Source organism: Paralcaligenes sp. KSB-10, assembly GCF_021266465.1.
Taxonomy (GTDB): Bacteria; Pseudomonadota; Gammaproteobacteria; order Burkholderiales; family Burkholderiaceae_B.
On record NZ_CP089848.1, the window covers coordinates 1,472,193 to 1,489,515 of the forward strand.

The following is a 17,323-nucleotide window of genomic DNA, read 5'->3' on the forward strand; positions in this document are numbered from 1 at the left end:
TCGTGCTCTCCCGACCCGCTCATTCTTGGAAGTGGATGATGTGGGTGCCCACGCACACGATTTCGCCGCGCTGGTTGGTCAGTGTTGCGTCCGCCCACAGCCGCTTCTTTTCGTCGTCGGCGCGCGCGATGCGGTAATGGATTGTCAGCGTGTCGCCGATGAACACCGACTTCGTGAAACGCACGTGGTCGTACCCATAGGACACGGCGGGCCGCTCGATCAGACCGAGATACTTGGTCACTGCGCCGGCGATGTAGCCGACAAACATCGCGCCCTGCGCGACGCGGGCGCCGAGGCCGACGCGCTTGCAGTATTCCTCGTCGACATGGTTTGGGTGGTTGTCGCCGCTGATGCCCGCGAACGCATAGATGTCATATTCGCTGACGGTACGCGTGTAGCTGGTCTCGGTGCCGATCAGATTCGACACAGGTCCTTGATGCGGCTTCGTAAATTTGAGAGATTCGGTCATGACATGGTCTCCTTTTGATTGTTGGTGTGGGTCAGATGCGCTCGGTCGCCACCGTATCGGCCAACGCAAGCAGGGATTCGAAGAGGAAGTAGTCACCCCAGATCAGCTCGTTCGCTGTTGCTACGCCGAGCTTTTTGTTGAAGCAGCCTTCGGTCAGGATGCCCGGCGGGCGCCGGTCGTCGGCAGACACTGGGGTTAGGTGACGCGTTACGAGCGCCTCAATCGAGGCTTCGGCGGCTGCCTGGTAGCGCGCTGCGTGCTCGGGCGACATCTTCGCGAGCTTCAACAGCGCCGCGGCGGCGATTGCCGTCGCCGAGGTGTCGCGGCTCGTGTTCGGGATCGCGGGGTCGTCAAAGTCCCAGAACGCGACGCCGTCGGCTGGCAGATGATCAAGCCACCAGTTGGCGACGAGTACCGCGACGTCCCCAAATTCGGTCTTGCCGGCGTACAGCGCCTGTGCCAGGGCAACCATGGCCCAGGCCTGCGCGCGGCCCCAAGTACTGTTCTCTTGGATGCCCTTGTGCGTGTAACGGCGCACGAGGCTACCGTTGGCCGGATCGAAACTCGCCGACTGACATACCGAGCCATCTTCTCGCACGCATAGCGCGATATGCTGGCGCAGGTGGTTGAGCGCGATCTCGCCCGAGCTAAGCTCGGCGTCGTGTGCGAACAACAGCGCGACGGTGCCGGGCAGCGCGTCGATGTTCGCTTCGTTCGCGCCAACGTCGGACGCCTCCTCGGCCTCGGTACCGAGCGGAATCAGCTGCGCGGCTGGGTTGTACATTTGCATCAGCGCCTGGGTTCCGGCACGCGACAAATCGCGCGCGACCTCATCACCGAAGAGCTGGTTGCCCAACTCCGCGCCGTACCAGAACAGGAAGCCCTTGAATACTGACTTCGACGCGACGCGCGGACGCAATCGCTGCGCCCAATCACGTGCCGCCTCCCGATAGCGCGCTTCGCCCGTGCGCAGCGCTGCGAGCCACAGCAGGCCTACCCAGAAGCCGCCCGTCCAGTCACCCGCATGCGAGCGCGTCCACACGCCATCCTCGATACTCGCGTAATGCGGAAAGCCCCGCCCAGACTGTGCCAGCGTCGCGTCGATTCGCGCGAGCATGTGGCCTATAGCCTGGTCCAGTATTGTCTTGTTCACCTTTCGCTCCTTCATGATAGCCGGCCGCGCCATGTCGTCCGGATCGGCCGCAGCTAGCGCGGCGCTAGCCGATCGAGACCGACCGGAACAACAGATTGCACCGGCCGGTTCAGCCCGCCACGCCAGTAGCCTGGAGGCACTTCGGCGCCGCGTGATGCCATCCTAGGCTTTCCACAAATTAACGTCCAATATATAATTCGTCATTGATTAATACTTTTTGAGTCTAAGTATGGATCTGCGTCACCTGCGCTACTTCATTGCTGTCGCCGAGGAGCTGAACTTCACGCGCGCCGCCGACCGTCTGCATATCGCCCAGCCGCCGCTGAGCCAGCAGATTCGCCAGCTAGAGGAAGAGTTGGGAGTCATGCTGCTGCATCGGACGAAACGCCGTGTCGAACTGTCGGGTGCCGGCCAGGTATTCCTCGAGCATGCCAGGCAGATCATGCGCGCGACCGAGGTCGCAGCGGTGCAGACACGGCGTGCCGAGCGCGGCGAGATCGGGCGCCTGTCGGTTGGCTTCTTCGAACACACTTCTTACACGCTGCTCCCGCCGATCTTCCGCTCCTATCGGGAGCGCTTCCCGGATGTCGAAGTGGACGTGCGGTGGTTCCCGGTGATTGGTCAGGCCGACGCGTTGCGCCGCGGCGAAATCGATATCTCCTTCATGCGTCCGGTGGGCGACTTCGAAGACATCACGACCGAAGGGCTCGTGACCGAGCCCTTCGTCATCGCCGTACCGGCGAGCCACCCCTTCGCCGCCAAAGACAGCCTCGCGCTAAGCGACTGCGCCGCGGAGCGCTTTGTGATGTACACGCCCCATCTCGCGCCCGACTTTCACGATATGATTCTGCGCATGTGCGCAGCCGCCGGCTTCACGCCGCGCGTTGCACTAGAGGTAGGTCAGGTATACACGTGCCTCGGTCTCGTAAGCTCCGGTATTGGCTTCGCCTTCGTGCCGTCGTCGGTGCAGCGCGTCCACCTCGACCATGTCGTCTATAAACCGTTGCGCGGCAGATCGCTGCCGGTCGAAGTCATGCTCGGTTGGCGTAGCAGAAACACGTCCCCGCTGATCCGCGCCTTCGTGGGAACTGCAAAGGACGTTATCGCGGCCTTAGAAATTGGAAATGCGAACAAAAAGAATGGCTAATCCCGCGTGCGATTGGGACCAATCGCACGGACGGGACCAGCCAGGGGGAGAAGTCTGCGAGCAGGACGGATGCGGCTCTCCACCGCTCCGCTTACTTTGCTCCGGCCACCAGCGCGCAGCCGCCTTCGCTCATTGGGCGGAAGGCCTCGTCGGCCGGGATCGTCGCGAGCACCTTATAGAAGTCGCCAGGTCCCTTCGATTCGGACGGCTTCTTGACCTCAAAGAGATACAGCGGGTGAATCTTGCGGCCATCCGCCCGGATCGTGCCCTGGCCAAACAGCTTGTCGTCGGTGGGCATTGCCTTCATCTGCGCGACGACCTTAGCGCCGTCGCCGTCGGCCTTCAGTGCCGCGACGGCCTTCAGGTAGTGCGTGATCGCCGAGTATACGCCGGCCTGCGCCATCGTCGGGAACTTGCCGCCGTTAGCCGCGGCGAAAGCACGCCCGAACTCCCGGCTCGGGTCGTTCATGTCCCAGTACCACGCTTCGGTCAGCGTGAGGCCTTGCGCGGCGGCGAGGCCGAGCGCCTGCACGTCGCTCATGAACACCAGCAGACCAGCGAGCTTCTGCCCGCCCGCCGTGATGCCGAACTCCGCCGCCTGCTTCACCGCGGTGATCGTGTCGCCGCCAGCGTTCGCTAGTCCGATGACCTTAGCCTTCGAGGTCTGCGCCTGCAGCAGGTAAGACGAGAAGTCGGTGCCGGGGAAGGGATGACGCACCCTTCCCACCACCTTGCCGCCGCTCTTCGTGACCACTGTCGCAGCATCGCGCTCAAGTGCGTGGCCGAATGCATAGTCGGCGGTCAGGAAGAACCAGGTATCGCCGCCATTCTTGACGACCGCCTTTGCCGTGCCGTTCGCGACCGCCCAAGTGTCGTAGGTCCAGTGGATCGCATTTGGGGTGCACGCCTTGCCGGTTAGGTCCGATGTTCCGCCGCCAGACACCAGCATTACTTTGTTCTTCTCCTTGACGACCTCATTGACCGCGAGCAACACTGATGAGGTCGGCAGATCTACGATCACGTCTACTTTGTCGACGTCGAACCATCGCCGTGCTACAGTCGTGAACTTGCCTCGGTTTCACGTACAGCAGCTCATACTGCTTTAAGGGCCGCTTCCATTTGCACCGGCGTACGATAGCCGATGGCCGAATGCAGGCGCGTTCGATTATAGAAGCCTTCGATCCAATTGACGATATCGAGCCTGGCTTGGGCTCGGGTGGCGTAACGGACCTGGTAAATCCGCTCCACCTTCAAGGTTTTAAAAAAGCTTTCCATTACCGCGTTATCCCAGGCATTGGCCCGCCGACTCATGGAGGCCACCATCCCGTAATCATGCAATAGCGTGCGATGAGCCAGGCTCGCATATTGGCTACCGCGGTCGGTATGCATAATCAGGCCCCGTGCCGGTTTACGCTGCCAGTAAGCCGCCTTTAGGGCGTTGCAGACCAAGTCTGAACTCATCCGATCACTCAGGGACCAGCCCACGATTCTGCGGCTGCCTAAATCCAGGATCGCCGCCAGATAGAGCCAGCCTTCCTGGGTGGCCACGTAGGTAATATCACCAACCCAGGCGCGGTTCGGTGCCCACCCATCAAACTGGCGCCCAAGGACATTGGCCGCGATAGGTAAAGCATGATCTGAGTCTGTGGTGATCCGATAACGGCGCTTGTAAACCGGCCTCAGGCCTTGTCGTAGCAGGCTCTGGCGAACACGCTCATGGCCGACACGGTGGTTCTGATCACGCAACTTCTGCACGATACGAAGACGCCCGTAGCTGCGCTGGCTGGCCTCGTGAACCACCTGAACCTGCCTATCCAGCGCCGCGTTGGCCAAGCTTGTCTTGCTCGGGCCGCGCACCCGCCACTGGCAGTAACCGGAACGCGATACCGCCAATACGCGACATAGCCGCGACACGCTATACAGGCCGCGCTGCGTATCGATCCAAGCGTACCTCACCGTGACCCCTTGGCAAAGTACGCCGTCGCTTTTCCCAGAATTTCAATATCCAGACGGGCGCTGGCCAGCTCTTTACGCAAGCGACTGTTCTCGGCTTCCAGCTCAGACACAGCACGCCGTGGTGTCCCAGGCGGCTGACTACCTGTGATCAAGGGCGACAGGCTTTGGACGTCAAGGGCGCGGCGCCAACGCCCCAACGTCGCCGAAGGAATCCCTAAACGTCGAGCCGCTTCATTCGTGCCTAACGACTGCGCCAAACGCGCCGACTCCAACTTATAGTCATCCGTATATTGACGCTTGGGCACATTGCTGTCTTTCATTTTCATTCTCCGTTAACAAGAAACTACCACCTTCTTGCTGTACGTGGAAACGAGGCAGGGTCATGGTCGCGTTGCAGCGCCTGCACGTCCACCACGCCGACCCGCGCGGGCAACCACCGCCGGTTGCCGGTTTCATCAGCTAGGAATTCATCTTGGTTGGTCGTACCGATGAATACGCATCGGCGGGCGTAGGCGGTGGCGAATTCTTCAAACTTCGGCACCCACTGCTCATGTGTGCGGGTGATGAACGCCTTTATGGCTTCCAATTCACGGGTGCGAAGGCCGCGCAGTTCGGATATTTCGGCCAACAGCTTGCCGCGCAGTAATCGTGCTTGGTCGGCGTCCTTGTCAGCCAGATTAAGTTCGGCGAATAGGTCGCCCCCTGGCACCATGGCGGCCACACCCGTTGATTTGCCCGCCCCTTGGGGGCCGACCAGGATAGGCACCATGTCGGCCTTGATGCCCGGTTCCATGATCCGCCCGGCCATCGCCGTCCACAGGTACAGCCCGACGGCGCGCATATAGGGCGTATCTTCGGTGCCGAAATATCGCGCCATGAAGCCTTCCACACGCGGGGTGCCGTCGTGCGCCAAGCCGTTTAGCCATTGCTGCGCACTGTCGAATTGGTTTTCCTTGGCGACTAGTTTAGCGGCGTCTTTCATCATCAAGTTGCTGATCGGCTTGAAGCCCGTGGGGCCGTGTTCCAGGGTAATGCGAAGCTGGGTGTAGTCGGTATCTTCGAACGCGCGCCATTGGCCCGCCTGATCAGCGATAACCATACCGCCTTGAAACGTGTCGTAGCCAATAAAGGCGCTGCATATATCCGACCGTCGCACAGCCAGCGCCACGTTTTCGACCGTGGCTAGAATTTTCCCTTCGTCTTTGCCGCTACGAACACGTTCAAAAGCAGGCAAGGGCAATTCACCACCAGCAGGCGGTGGGATGACATCAAACCCGGCCAGTACGTCTTCCTGGTACCCGATGGCTTCAAAGAATTCAATGTCCAGGCGGTCAGCGCAATGCGTGTGCAGGCATTTGAAATGCCCCCGGTCGTACCCATTGGTACCCGCTGGAAACCACACCGTCGAGTCGGTACCCGTGGTGTCGTTGGTGTGTTCGTCTTCCCAGGGGCAGGCAATAATTAGCCCACCGTCGCGGGCTTCATCCAGCACCCGGCCCTGTGTGTACAACAGGTCGGCTACTGGGTCATCTGTTTCTACCAAGTCGCCACGCTGGCGGGGCTTCAACGCCAGAGCCTGGTCAAGCACGGCCTGGTCGATGGTAAGCGCCACCGCATCGTCCAGCAGCCCCGGCACAAAGCCGCTACGCACCGGTACCGGGTCAACCACGCCAGCATCAAAGACCGGTGCGGCGGTGTAATGGACTTGCACGGGGTTTAATACCGAATCATCCAGTTCAATGCTGGCGACCTTAGCCCAGGCTTTCAGTTGCGCTGATGTGTACGGGGTTTCCAGCCAGAACCAAACGTGGGCTTTCAAGATGCCGCCCTTGGTGGCGTGGCCCGCGCTGTTCGATAGCTGCCAGTGGTAGGCCGCGCCCTGGAAACCATCGGGCAAGCAGGTGGCCACATATTCATCAATGGCCGGTACCGGATCGCGCACAGGGTCGGCGGTCAACGGTTCGAAGCTATCAATTTCGACCAATACCCAGTGGTGTGGCGTGTCATCAAACAGTTCCAGCAGCCGACGCACCCGGCCATTTTCAGGTGCCAGGCCCGCTTCGACCGCATGGGCGTCACCACGATAGACCCCGCGAATAACGCAGGCGTGCGGGTCGTGTTCCAGCTTGGACAGTTGCGTGGACAAATCGGCGATGCCCGCCAGCGGTACCGACGACAGGGTGAAGTATTTGGCCTGATCGTAGGCCGTCACGGTGCCGTCGGCGCGCCAGGTCTTTGCCAGCAGGTTGGATTGGTGGCGCAGGATGGTTAAGGTATCCGTCATGATGGGCGCCCCTGTGGCTGTGTAGGTCGCCACCCATTAGGGTCTGCCAACCAGGCACGTACATCATCCACAGACCACGCCGACACGCGCATGGATAGTTTGATGGGGGCGGGAAAGCGCCCTTTTCGGCACCACTCCCATACGGTGGACTTACCTATACCACAGACCGCCGCTACGGTCGGTAGGCGCACGTACCCGGTTGCCGGCAAGTTTGCGGGGCTGTTCATGCTGCCCCCTTGGTGCCCTTAGCACCGCATGCAGGCAGTTCAGTTTGGGATGCTAACCATTGATCGTAGCGCGACTTGGAAATAAGAAGGCGGCGGCCAACACGCACGCAAGCGCGGGCCAAGCCATTAGTGCCACGGCGGCGCAACTGCCATCGCAACGTAGAAGCGGAAAGAATATTGGGGTATTCGGAGACCAGGGCATCGATAGTGCGCAGGTCGTCCAACAAAACAGTGCTGGGCTGCATGGTGCACCTCACAGAGCGCCGCCGGGTGCTTAAAAACGCAAAAGACCGGCAGCATAGAACATGCTCCGGTCTCTGTCTCTAAGGCCCTGTCCAGGTACTGCCCTGGTTGCGCGCTTCCAGGTGGGCCGTGCAAACCCTGGGGTGGCTACGCATCGCCTTTAGCTTTCGCTCGGGGGCGTTACCTCGTACTGCGGCTGTCGTTGCGGTCAGCCATCGCGGATTTTTGGGGGGTCGAGATAGTGCGATAAGTATACATACAACACCAAGAAACGCAACCTATCACCACACAACACCATGCCGCCGCCTGCTATAAAGGTACGCATACCCCCAAACTGCATCTATCCCGACCGTTGAGGCTGTCAGGGGAACATAGGGGTTGCATCGGGGCAGGAATTCGGTACAATAGGCTTAACGCAATAGCTGGTGAGCCTTCGGGCAAAAGCGTTAGCTGCCGTGCAAGCGGTTCTGCCAAAAGCAGAGGTAACAGACCACCAGACTACGGAGCCCCGCTTGTCGGGGCTTTCGCCTTTCTGGGCGGCTCAACGCGGCGCCCGTGGCTTGACCCCGGTAAGGGTCAGTTCCACCAAGCGGGCGAACCCAATCGAACCGCGCCCAGGCACCTGTTTTCCGGCACCCAGTTGGTAAGCACTCTGGATGGTCAGCAGCACAGCATTGCCATCCTTGCGCATGACGTTGAAAAAGACACCATATTGCGCGGCCGCCCCGCCCGTCATCGGCACATCAATAGTTACGTAATTGTCAGCTTTGGCAAAGCGACAGCGTCTATCCGCCAGCGTACGGGCAATATCAGGCAAATGCAGCGACAGCACGTAGCGGTCTGGGCAAAAGCTGCGGGTTTCGCGCGCATCGCGGTATAGCAGGCTTTCATCATCACCATCAGCGCAGGCACGCGTGAAACAATGCATAGCAAATGCCACGCGTATTTCAACGTCGGCCTGCTCTATGCCACAATTAACGGCCAGCGTATACCGAAATGGGTGCAGGTGGTTCAGCGGATACGCTTTGCCCATCGCGTCAGTGTGCGGCTTCCAGCGCATCAAGCCCTCATTCCAATTCACACCCATTCTTGTTGTCCCTTCACCGGCATAAGGCCGCAGTATGCCGCACATCTGAAAAGGCGGCTTGTATACCTGGCCTCTTGTGTCACGCACTCATTGCCGCTTCGCACACGCCGACCAAAGCGCCGTACTGGGAGTCGCGAACGTTGGACAGATGGTTGGCGCCGAACAAGGACAATGCCACCACGGCGGATGCCCTACCCCTTGTGCGACACAGCGCAAGAATGGCGCTGGCGGCCTGTTCACGGGTCACGGGATTGGTATGGGATGAATTACGTTGTGTCTTCATGGCGAAGCTTCCTGTAGTAGCGATTACGCTACCCGCCCGCTGCTAAAACGGGGTGGGCAGCAAGTGACAGGGTTAGCAGACCGGCTACAGGTAACCGGCATACCCGAAGGTATCCCCGCCACCGCCGCCCATAGGGGACGCTGACGCAGGACAAAAAAATACCGCCTATGGCGGTCGTCCCGCCTGTAGTTTCTGGCTGCTAAACCAGGCGCCCGATGTCTGCGGGCACGATGTCATTATGCCCAGGGCGTGGCATCTATGCAAGCACATCATGCCATTAGCAGAATCAGGCCCGCCGTATCGCCACCACATTTTCAACGCGCAGGGCGTCCAGATGGTCGGCCCAGACCTGCATCATCTTGGCCCTAGGAACCAGATATAACGCATGGTTGTAGGCCGCTGATACGTTGTCACGCTCTTGGTGGGCAAGCTGCAATTCAATGTGTGCGTGATTAAAACCTTGCTCATGCAGGATAGTGGAAGCGATGCCCCGAAACCCGTGCCCAGTCATGCGCCCCCGGTAGCCCATGCGGTACAGCGCATACAGGATGGTGTTATTGCTCATGTGGGTAGGCTTGCCCGTATCCGCCGGAAAGACAAATTCCCGGTCATAGGACACGGCTTGCAGCTTTTCTAGCACTGCCACGGCCTGCTTGCTCAAAGGCACAATATGCGGGGTGCGCATCTTCATACGCTCGGCGGGTATGTTCCAGCGGGCTGCATCTAAATCAAACTCGCCCCACTTCGCGCCGATCAATTCGCCGGTGCGGACAAAGGTCAACGCCATCAGTTGCAGGGCCAGCCGGGTATGTTCGCCACCCACATAGGCGTCCATGTCTCGAAGCAATTGCGGCAAGTCTTTGGCATCCAGGCGCGCATAGTTACGCTTCTTGCGGGCGGGCAAAATGTCGGATGGCTGAATATCAGCCACCGGGTTGCGCTCGGCCAAGTCATGGGCCACCGCATAGCGCATGATTTGGCTGCACTTCTGTAGCTGGCGCTTGGCGATGTCCAGCGCGCCCCGCACCTCGATAGCCTTCACACAGTCGCGGACATTGGCCGCCGTCAGATCGCCGGCCGGCACACTGCCCAATGTGGGCAATATATCCAGTTCCAGCCGGTGCCATACGTCCTTGGCATGCTTCGCCGTCTTACCTGGCTTCCAGTGCCGGTACCACTTCTCGGCCACCGCCTGGAACGTCATGGCGTCAGTCTGCTTTTCCGCCTTGCGCGCCGCCATTGGATCGATACCCGTGGCTAGAACGGCCCTGCCCTGTCTATGCAACTCGCGCGCCTGGGCAAGTGATACATCAGGGTACGCGCCGAAACTCATTAATCGTTCCTTGCCGCCGTGCCGGTACTTCCAGCGCCAAAGCCGGGAACCCGCTGGGGTGACATACAGGAACAGGCCACCACCATCAGTCAGTTTGAATGCACTGGCCTGGGGGCGGGCTTTTTGTCGAATGGTGGTATCGGTCAGGGCCATTTTGGGGGTATTCATCCAGGGGGTATTTGACGATACCCCCGAATCTACCCCTATTTGGGGGTAGATGGCAATAGACTACCCCAGACTATTCCAGACAACAAAAAACCCGCAATGCGTTTAAACATGCGGGTTTTTAGACTACTTCAGACAACCTTAGACAGGTTATTGGCGGAGACGGAGGGATTCGAACCCTCGATGCGGGTATAAGCCGCATGCTCCCTTAGCAGGGGAGTACCTTCAACCACTCGGCCACGTCTCCGAAAGAGTCCAGAATTCTATCACGAGAATAGACTGCTTGTCTGGCAAAGGCATGATCAAAGACCTTGTGCGCAGGAAGCAGCCATCCCTTGGGGTGTCAAAACCGGCAATCGCTTGCCCCCACTCTTTGGATCAGACCGCGCTTTTGTCCTGATCCAGTTCAAATGCCTTGTGTAGGGCGCGCACGGCCAGTTCCATGTACTTGTCGTTAATGATCACCGAGGTCTTGATTTCGCTGGTGCTGATCATCTGGATATTGATGCCCTCTTCGGACAGCGTGCGGAACATCAGGCTGGCAACGCCGACGTGGCTGCGCATGCCGATACCCACGATGGACACTTTGCATACCTTGTCGTCGGATACGATTTCACGTGCGCCGACAGCGGGGCCGATCTGGTTGTTCAGCAAGTCGAGCGTGCGGACGAAGTCGTTGCGATTGACGGTGAATGAAAAATCGGTCGTACCCTGGACCGACTGATTTTGCAGAATCATGTCGACGTCGATATTGGCGGCGGCCACCGGCCCCAGAATCGAATAAGCGACGCCCGGGGTGTCCGGTACGGCCAACAGAGTGACTTTGGCTTCGTCGCGGCTAAAGGCGATGCCTGATACGACAGCGGCTTCCATTTTCTGGTCTTCCTCAAAAGTAATTAGAGTGCCCGAAGTCATTTCTTCTTCAAGCGGCAACAGGGGATCGGTCAACGACGACAGCACACGCACCGGTACGCGGTATTTACCTGCGAATTCCACGGAACGAATTTGCAGGACCTTGGACCCCAGCGACGCCATTTCAAGCATTTCCTCGAAGGAAATAACGGTCATGCGCCGAGCCTCGGGCACCACGCGCGGGTCGGTCGTGTAGACACCATCCACGTCTGTAAAAATCAGGCATTCATGGGCCTTGAGGGCCGTGGCGATGGCCACGGCCGATGTATCCGACCCGCCACGCCCCAGAGTGGTGATATGGCCTTCGTCGTCAATCCCCTGGAAACCGGTCACAATGACAACGCGCCCCAGATCGAGATCGGCGCGCAAGCGTGCATCGTCGATGGAACGAATACGCGCCTTGGTATAGGATGAATCCGTGCGCACAGGAACCTGCCAGCCTGTATAGCTGCGAGCCGGCACGCCTTGCGACTGCAAGGCCATGGCGAGCAAGGCGCTGCTGGCCTGTTCGCCAGTTGAGGCCAGCATGTCGAGCTCGCGGCCATCGGGCTGCGAATTGATTTCTCTGGCCAGACCCAGCAGGCGATTGGTTTCGCCCGACATGGCCGACGGCACCACCACGACCTGGTGGCCGGCAGCATGCCATTTGGCGACGCGGCGCGCCACGTTCTGGATGCGCTCTACCGAGCCCATCGACGTGCCACCATATTTGTGAACAATCAGGGACATCTTCCACTCTGCATCAAGGACACTGTCTTTAGACAGACAAAGCTGACTATTTTAGCTTTTTTTCAATGCCTTAGCTTTGCGGCGCGGAAACCGCGGCAAACCCGGCTAGGCTGCGCTCAGCAACACTCGTCCCACACGGCAGCGAATCCATACCTGGCCATGCTTGACCTGCATTTGCCTGTCATGGCCCAAGGCATGCAGGCTGCGCATTTGACGCATAAGGTCCGACAAACGGGCCTCGGTCGGCATGCGCTGCCCCTGCAGCGCCAACCAGTAGCGCAAGACCAGCGCCTGGCGCGCCGGCGACAGCTCGCGCCAGGCGGCAAGCGAAAAACTGCCCTGATCGGGCGCGGGTTCGAGGCCGGCAAAATCGGCGGCCGCGACCTCATCCAGAATCTGCTGTGTTTCGCCGCTGAGGCGCGCATGGCGGGCCAGATTGCGCTGCCACCCGGGCCAGCGCGCATCGAGCTCGGGTACCAGGCGCTCACGCAGGGCGGCGCGCGTGTAGTGGTCGTTGGCGTTCGTGGGGTCGAGCACCGGGTGCCAGCCGCTCAACTCGGAAAAAGAATCCGCCAGGGCAAGAATGGCCGGGCGATCCACATCCAGCCAGGGACGCAGGTACGTCAGGCCGTATTGCGTGGAACACGGCGCCATGGCAGCCAGACCGCCGGGGCCGGCACCGCGCAGCAAGCGCAGCAGCACGGTTTCGGCCTGATCGTTGCGATGATGCGCCAATAGAACATGCCGCACGCCCGTTTGTTCCGAGAGCCGCGCAAAAGCCTGATAACGCGCGTCGCGGGCCGCCGACTCGATACCGTCTCCTTGCGACAGATCGACCTGCACCCTGACACTGTGGCAAGGGACTTGAAGACGCAGGGCCAGGTCGTGGACATGCGCCTGCCATTGCTGCGCCGCGTCTTGCAGGCCGTGATGAATGTGGAAAAAATGCAGGGGCAATAATTGCTGCCGGGCAAAAAGCGTGGCATGCACCGCCAGCATGGCCGAATCGGCGCCGCCGCTAATGCCTACACCAAGACTGGAAGGTCGATCGGGCAAGCCGGCGACCGCTGCGGCAATAGCCTGAACCAGCGCCGCCGAGCCAAACGCTCCGGGGCCAATTTTAAGCACGGGTCTCGGTGAAACGGCCGTAGGTCATCAGCCGCTGCAGGCGGTGCTCGATCAGTTGGTCGGCCGTCATGCCGGAGAGCTGGCGCAGGGAATCGGCCAGAGCGCGGCTGAGCTGGCGCGCCATCATGACGGGATCGCGGTGCGCCCCGCCCACAGGCTCGTTGACGATGCGATCGATCAGGCCCAGCTCCTTGAGGCGCGGAGCAGTGACGGCCAGCGCTTCCGCCGCGATGGGCGCCTTGTCGGCGGAACGCCACAGGATCGAAGCGCACCCTTCGGGCGAGATGACCGCATAGGTGGAGTATTGCAGCATCATGACCACATCGCCCACCGCAATGGCCAGCGCGCCGCCCGAGCCCCCTTCCCCGATAATGGTGGAAATTATGGGCACCCTGAGCTCGGCCATGGCGTACAGATTATGGCCTATGGCTTCGGATTGCCCGCGTTCTTCAGCACCGATGCCGGGATAGGCGCCCGGCGTATCGACAAAAGTAAACACCGGCACGCGGAATTTTTCGGCCAGGCGCATCAGGCGCAGGGCCTTGCGGTAGCCTTCAGGCCGCGGCATGCCGAAATTGCGCATGGCGCGCTCTTTGGTGTCGCGCCCTTTTTGATGGCCGATCACCATGCAGGGCGTGCCGTTGAAGCGTGCCAGACCGCCCACAATGGAAAGATCGTCGGCATACATGCGGTCGCCATGCAGCTCATGAAAGTCGGTAAATATCTCTCGCACATAATCGAAGGTATACGGCCGTTGCGGGTGGCGCGCCACCAGGGCCGTTTGCCAGGGAGTCAGCTTGGCGTAAATGCTCTTGGCCAGGGTCTGGCTTTTTTGTTGGAGGCGCCCGACCTCTTCGGAAATATCAACCGCGGAGTCAGTCTGAACAAATCGCAATTGCTCGATCTTGTTCTCAAGTTCGGCCATGGGTTGTTCAAATTCGAGGAAAGTATTACGCATAAGTGCAGGTTTCCAGACGAGTGAATTCACTCTGTTTAGTACTGAATGGCGAGAGGGTCAAGACTGCGCCATAAATACCAGGTTGCGACAGTACGCCACGGGGCCCAGGCTTGCGCTACCTCGCGCGCTTCAAAGCGCGAGACGGGCTCGCCGCTGAAATAGTGTAACGAAATTGCCTTGAGCAAGCCGGCATCGTCCAAAGGCAAAACATCGGGACGCTGCAAATTGAAAATCAAAAACATCTCGGCGGTCCAGCGGCCAATGCCGCGAATCGCACACAACTCTCCAATAACGGCTTCGTCGTCCATATCGGTCCAGGCGGCCGGGCGTATCTTTTTTTCGGCAAAATGTTGCGCCAGATCACGTATGTATACGACCTTGCGCTTGGAGAGGCCTGCCTCGCGCAGTACTTCTTCCTCTACCTGCATGACCGCCCCGGGCGTGGGCCGGCGCCCGCAATGCTCGGTAAAGCAGGCCCACACCGCATCGGCGGCCTTGACCGAAATTTGCTGGCCAATGATGGCGCGCGCCAGAGTGATGAAAGGCGTGGCCGTGGGTGACAGCCACTCGGAAGCATGCTTGGGTATGAGTTTTTTCAGTATCCGGTCGCGTTTCATCAAATGCGCGGATGCCTCATCCCAAAAATGGGGTTTGTCGGCGGCTATGCTTGCTGATTGAATCGTCATGCCCCTTCCCTTAAGCGCGGCGCCATTGAGTAAGACCGCCGGGCTTGTCTTCAAGCTCGATGCCCGCCTCGTGCAGTTCGGTGCGAATCCGATCGGCCTCGGCAAAATTGCGTTCTTTTTTGGCCGCGGCCCGCGCTTCGATCAAGGCATCGATACGCTCTTCCGGAAGCGCAATGGCAACACTGCCACCGCGCTGATAACGGCTGGGCGACTGCAAATAGGCGGCTGGATCGGATTGCAGCAGTCCCAGCACGCCCCCCAACTCACGCAATAAGCCCGACGACTGCGCGGACCCAGTGCGGTTGGCCTCCGAAGCCAGTTCGAACAGGGCGGCAACCGCGCCCGAAGAATTGAAGTCATCGTCCATCGCGGCACGAAAGCCCTGAGCCGCCGGGTCTTGCCAATCGATTTTCACGGATGCGGGAGGCACGTTTTGCAGCGTCTGGTACAGGCGGTCAAGCGAATTCTGCGCGTCGAGCAGATTATCAGGCGTGTAATTCTGCATGCTGCGGTAATGATTGCGCACGATAAAGAAACGCAGCATTTCCGCCTCCCGATGATTCACCGGGTACGATGCGGCATCGTCGGGCAGGCTGGCGCCGCCGGAAACGGTTTCACGAATGGTACGAAAATTGCCTAAAGACTTGGACATCTTGTCGGCATCCACCATCAATGGCCCGCAATGCATCCAGATATTGGCCAGCGTACCGCCAAATGCCCCCTCGGTTTGAGCAATTTCGTTTTCGTGGTGGGGAAATTTAAGGTCCGGGCCGCCGCCGTGTATATCCAGGGGCAGGCCCAGAAGCGCTTTGCTCATGGCGGAACACTCAATGTGCCAGCCGGGGCGCCCAAGACCGTAGGGCGACTCCCACTTGGACTCGGGCGGCTCTTCGGCCTTTGCCGATTTCCACAAGACGAAATCAAGCGGGTCGCGCTTGCCGGAGGCGACGGCCACACGCTCGCCCGCCCGCAGGTCATCGAGCGATTTACCCGATAACTTTCCATACCCGGCAAACCCGCGCACAGAATAATTAACGTCGCCGTCCGCCGACTGATAGGCCAGGCCATTGGCCTGAAGCCGCCCGATAATACCCAGCATTTCACTGACATGTTCGGTTGCACGCGGCTCCGCGCTGGGCGGTAAAACCCCCAGCGCATGCTCGTCGGCATGCATCGCGGCAATGTAAAACTCGGTAACCTGATTCAGGCGCCGATTGGTTTCCACCGCACGTCGGATGATTTTGTCATCGATATCGGTGATGTTGCGTACATAATTGACGTCGTAGCCGCTGGCACGCAGCCAGCGCTGCACCACATCGAAGCTCACCAGCATGCGCGCATGCCCCAAATGACAAAAATCATAGACGGTCATGCCGCAAACATACATGCGAACCTTGCCGGGCTCGACCGTTTTCAAAGGCTCCTTGGCACGGGAAAGGGTGTTATAAATGTGCAGCATGCGCAGTGATGGATCTCTGATTAAATGACGATTTAACGCCGAAGCGGCCAGGGTTTCAATGCCGAAAAACTCGTCCCAGGCTCGAACCAAGGCTAAAATGGCGGTCGATAAGTATAGCAAGCGGGAAAAAATAATAGCGCGCTCACACCAAACCAACCTCTTTTACACATATATAGGTACGCAGTCTGTGTTTCGAAACCTAGCCAGCCCTCTTGTAGTCATCGCCCTGCTCACCGGCAGCCTGTCGTGCCGCGCTGCCATTGCTCAAACAACGGCGACCGGACTCCAGCCCCATGTCGATCTCTCCGCGTCTCTTTCGTCAACCGGCCTGGGCGATGCCCAGGGAATAAGCCCACAGTCTACTTCAATGGTGGTCCCGGTCGGCACACCCGCTCATCAAAAAAACGGCGCCAAGCTCTTTACCGAACCTCCCAAAAAGGACGGCGGCTGGCAGGGGCTGGCCAATGTGCTCGAGGCTCTGACACCCAGCGTAGATACTGAAATCCCATTGACGGCCTCGCAGATCACCGACCGCATCAGCGCCATGCTGAACCAGGGACAAAACCAGCAAGCTCTCGATGTTATCGAAAAGCGCATTGCCCAGGAGCAGTCAGGCTATATGCTGGGTACCGATGTCCAACTGCTGTTCCTGCATGCGCGGGCGCTGGCAGCCCTGGGGCGCAGCAATAAAGCCATCACGATTTACCAGAACATGACCACGCTCTATCCGGAACTCCCCGAGCCCTGGAACAATCTCGCCGCCTTGTATATCAAGCAGGGAAAACTGGAAATGGCCCGGGATGCGTTGCAAATGGCCCTGACCGCCAACCCCAATTACCCTACCGCCAAAGCCAATATGGGGCAGGTGCAGCTTATGCTTGCCCGGCAGTCATTCGAACAGGCCGCCCAACTGGGAGTCAGCAATGCGCGCAGCAAAGCCGTGGAAACCCAGTCCATTCTCGAAAACAGCCCGAATCAAAAGAAACCATCTGAAAACAAAGCAGACTAATGCGCCTACTTTCCTTTATTACCCGCGTTTTGAGTCCTTCAGTACGCACTTTTGCCCTTGTTTGCGCCGCGTCGCTGGCTTTTTGCCCTGGTGGC

The 17,323-nt window shown here is 59.5% G+C and carries 15 protein-coding genes, 1 tRNA gene and 1 pseudogene; 2 read left to right on the forward strand and 15 right to left on the reverse strand.

Features of this window, described 5'->3' with window-relative positions:
• Positions 1-19: 19 nt before the first annotated feature.
• Both LSG25_RS06705 and LSG25_RS06710 read right to left on the reverse strand, forming a co-directional pair.
• Complete coding sequence (locus LSG25_RS06705) at positions 20-469, reverse strand: MaoC/PaaZ C-terminal domain-containing protein (RefSeq protein WP_232743912.1); 450 nt, start codon at positions 467-469, stop codon at positions 20-22.
• A gap of 31 nt (positions 470-500) precedes the next feature.
• Entirely contained in the window at positions 501-1,637 is a 1,137-nt protein-coding gene (locus tag LSG25_RS06710; protein ID WP_232743913.1) for a glycoside hydrolase family 88 protein, read from the reverse strand.
• A gap of 214 nt (positions 1,638-1,851) precedes the next feature.
• Between LSG25_RS06710 and LSG25_RS06715 the strand changes: the two genes are divergently transcribed.
• Positions 1,852-2,769, forward strand: coding sequence for a LysR family transcriptional regulator (locus LSG25_RS06715; RefSeq protein WP_232743914.1), 918 nt, complete (start codon positions 1,852-1,854; stop codon positions 2,767-2,769).
• A gap of 91 nt (positions 2,770-2,860) precedes the next feature.
• On the opposite strand, the pseudogene LSG25_RS06720 reads toward LSG25_RS06715, so the two are convergent.
• The 13 genes and pseudogenes from LSG25_RS06720 to cysS form a co-directional block, all read right to left on the reverse strand.
• Positions 2,861-3,829, reverse strand: a pseudogene (locus LSG25_RS06720) (ABC transporter substrate-binding protein); the annotation flags it as partial.
• A 32-nt stretch (positions 3,830-3,861) separates the two neighbouring features.
• A protein-coding gene (locus LSG25_RS06725; RefSeq protein ID WP_232743916.1) for an IS3 family transposase occupies positions 3,862-5,051 on the reverse strand; the annotation gives its coding sequence in 2 pieces (ribosomal slippage) (positions 3,862-4,760 and positions 4,760-5,051; 1,191 coding nt in all).
• Between the two features lie 17 nt (positions 5,052-5,068).
• Positions 5,069-7,009 carry a virulence-associated E family protein gene (locus tag LSG25_RS06730; protein WP_232743917.1) on the reverse strand — a complete coding sequence of 647 codons (1,941 nt, stop codon included), beginning with the start codon at positions 7,007-7,009 and terminating at the stop codon, positions 5,069-5,071.
• On the reverse strand, positions 7,006-7,236 hold the full coding sequence (locus LSG25_RS06735) for an AlpA family transcriptional regulator (protein ID WP_232743918.1): 231 nt from the start codon (positions 7,234-7,236) through the stop codon (positions 7,006-7,008). Before LSG25_RS06735 ends, LSG25_RS06730 begins: the two co-directional genes overlap by 4 nt.
• Positions 7,237-8,020: 784 nt before the next feature.
• Positions 8,021-8,542 carry a hypothetical protein gene (locus LSG25_RS06740; protein WP_232743919.1) on the reverse strand — a complete coding sequence of 174 codons (522 nt, stop codon included), beginning with the start codon at positions 8,540-8,542 and terminating at the stop codon, positions 8,021-8,023.
• Between the two features lie 103 nt (positions 8,543-8,645).
• A complete protein-coding gene (locus LSG25_RS06745) occupies positions 8,646-8,849 on the reverse strand; it encodes a hypothetical protein (protein ID WP_232743920.1) in 204 nt (67 codons plus the stop codon).
• Positions 8,850-9,135: 286 nt separating this feature from the next.
• The gene (locus tag LSG25_RS06750; protein ID WP_232743921.1) at positions 9,136-10,335 is read right to left on the reverse strand and encodes an integrase arm-type DNA-binding domain-containing protein; all 1,200 of its coding nucleotides are present in this window, start codon (positions 10,333-10,335) and stop codon (positions 9,136-9,138) included.
• A gap of 166 nt (positions 10,336-10,501) precedes the next feature.
• Positions 10,502-10,594 (reverse strand) — tRNA-Ser (locus tag LSG25_RS06755).
• Positions 10,595-10,725: 131 nt separating this feature from the next.
• Positions 10,726-11,988 (reverse strand): aspartate kinase, encoded by a 1,263-nt coding sequence (locus LSG25_RS06760; protein ID WP_232743922.1) that lies wholly within the window; start codon positions 11,986-11,988, stop codon positions 10,726-10,728.
• 105 nt (positions 11,989-12,093) lie between these two features.
• The gene (gene tilS, locus LSG25_RS06765; RefSeq protein ID WP_232744599.1) at positions 12,094-13,065 is read right to left on the reverse strand and encodes a tRNA lysidine(34) synthetase TilS; all 972 of its coding nucleotides are present in this window, start codon (positions 13,063-13,065) and stop codon (positions 12,094-12,096) included.
• 43 nt (positions 13,066-13,108) lie between these two features.
• A complete protein-coding gene (locus LSG25_RS06770; protein WP_232743923.1) occupies positions 13,109-14,074 on the reverse strand; it encodes an acetyl-CoA carboxylase carboxyltransferase subunit alpha in 966 nt (321 codons plus the stop codon).
• Positions 14,075-14,109: 35 nt separating this feature from the next.
• On the reverse strand, positions 14,110-14,754 hold the full coding sequence (locus tag LSG25_RS06775; RefSeq protein WP_370635997.1) for a DNA-3-methyladenine glycosylase: 645 nt from the start codon (positions 14,752-14,754) through the stop codon (positions 14,110-14,112).
• 16 nt (positions 14,755-14,770) lie between these two features.
• Positions 14,771-16,219 (reverse strand): cysteine--tRNA ligase, encoded by a 1,449-nt coding sequence (cysS, locus tag LSG25_RS06780; protein WP_232743925.1) that lies wholly within the window; start codon positions 16,217-16,219, stop codon positions 14,771-14,773.
• 187 nt (positions 16,220-16,406) lie between these two features.
• Between cysS and LSG25_RS06785 the strand changes: the two genes are divergently transcribed.
• On the forward strand, positions 16,407-17,228 hold the full coding sequence (locus tag LSG25_RS06785; RefSeq protein ID WP_232743926.1) for a tetratricopeptide repeat protein: 822 nt from the start codon (positions 16,407-16,409) through the stop codon (positions 17,226-17,228).
• Positions 17,229-17,323: the final 95 nt, after the last annotated feature.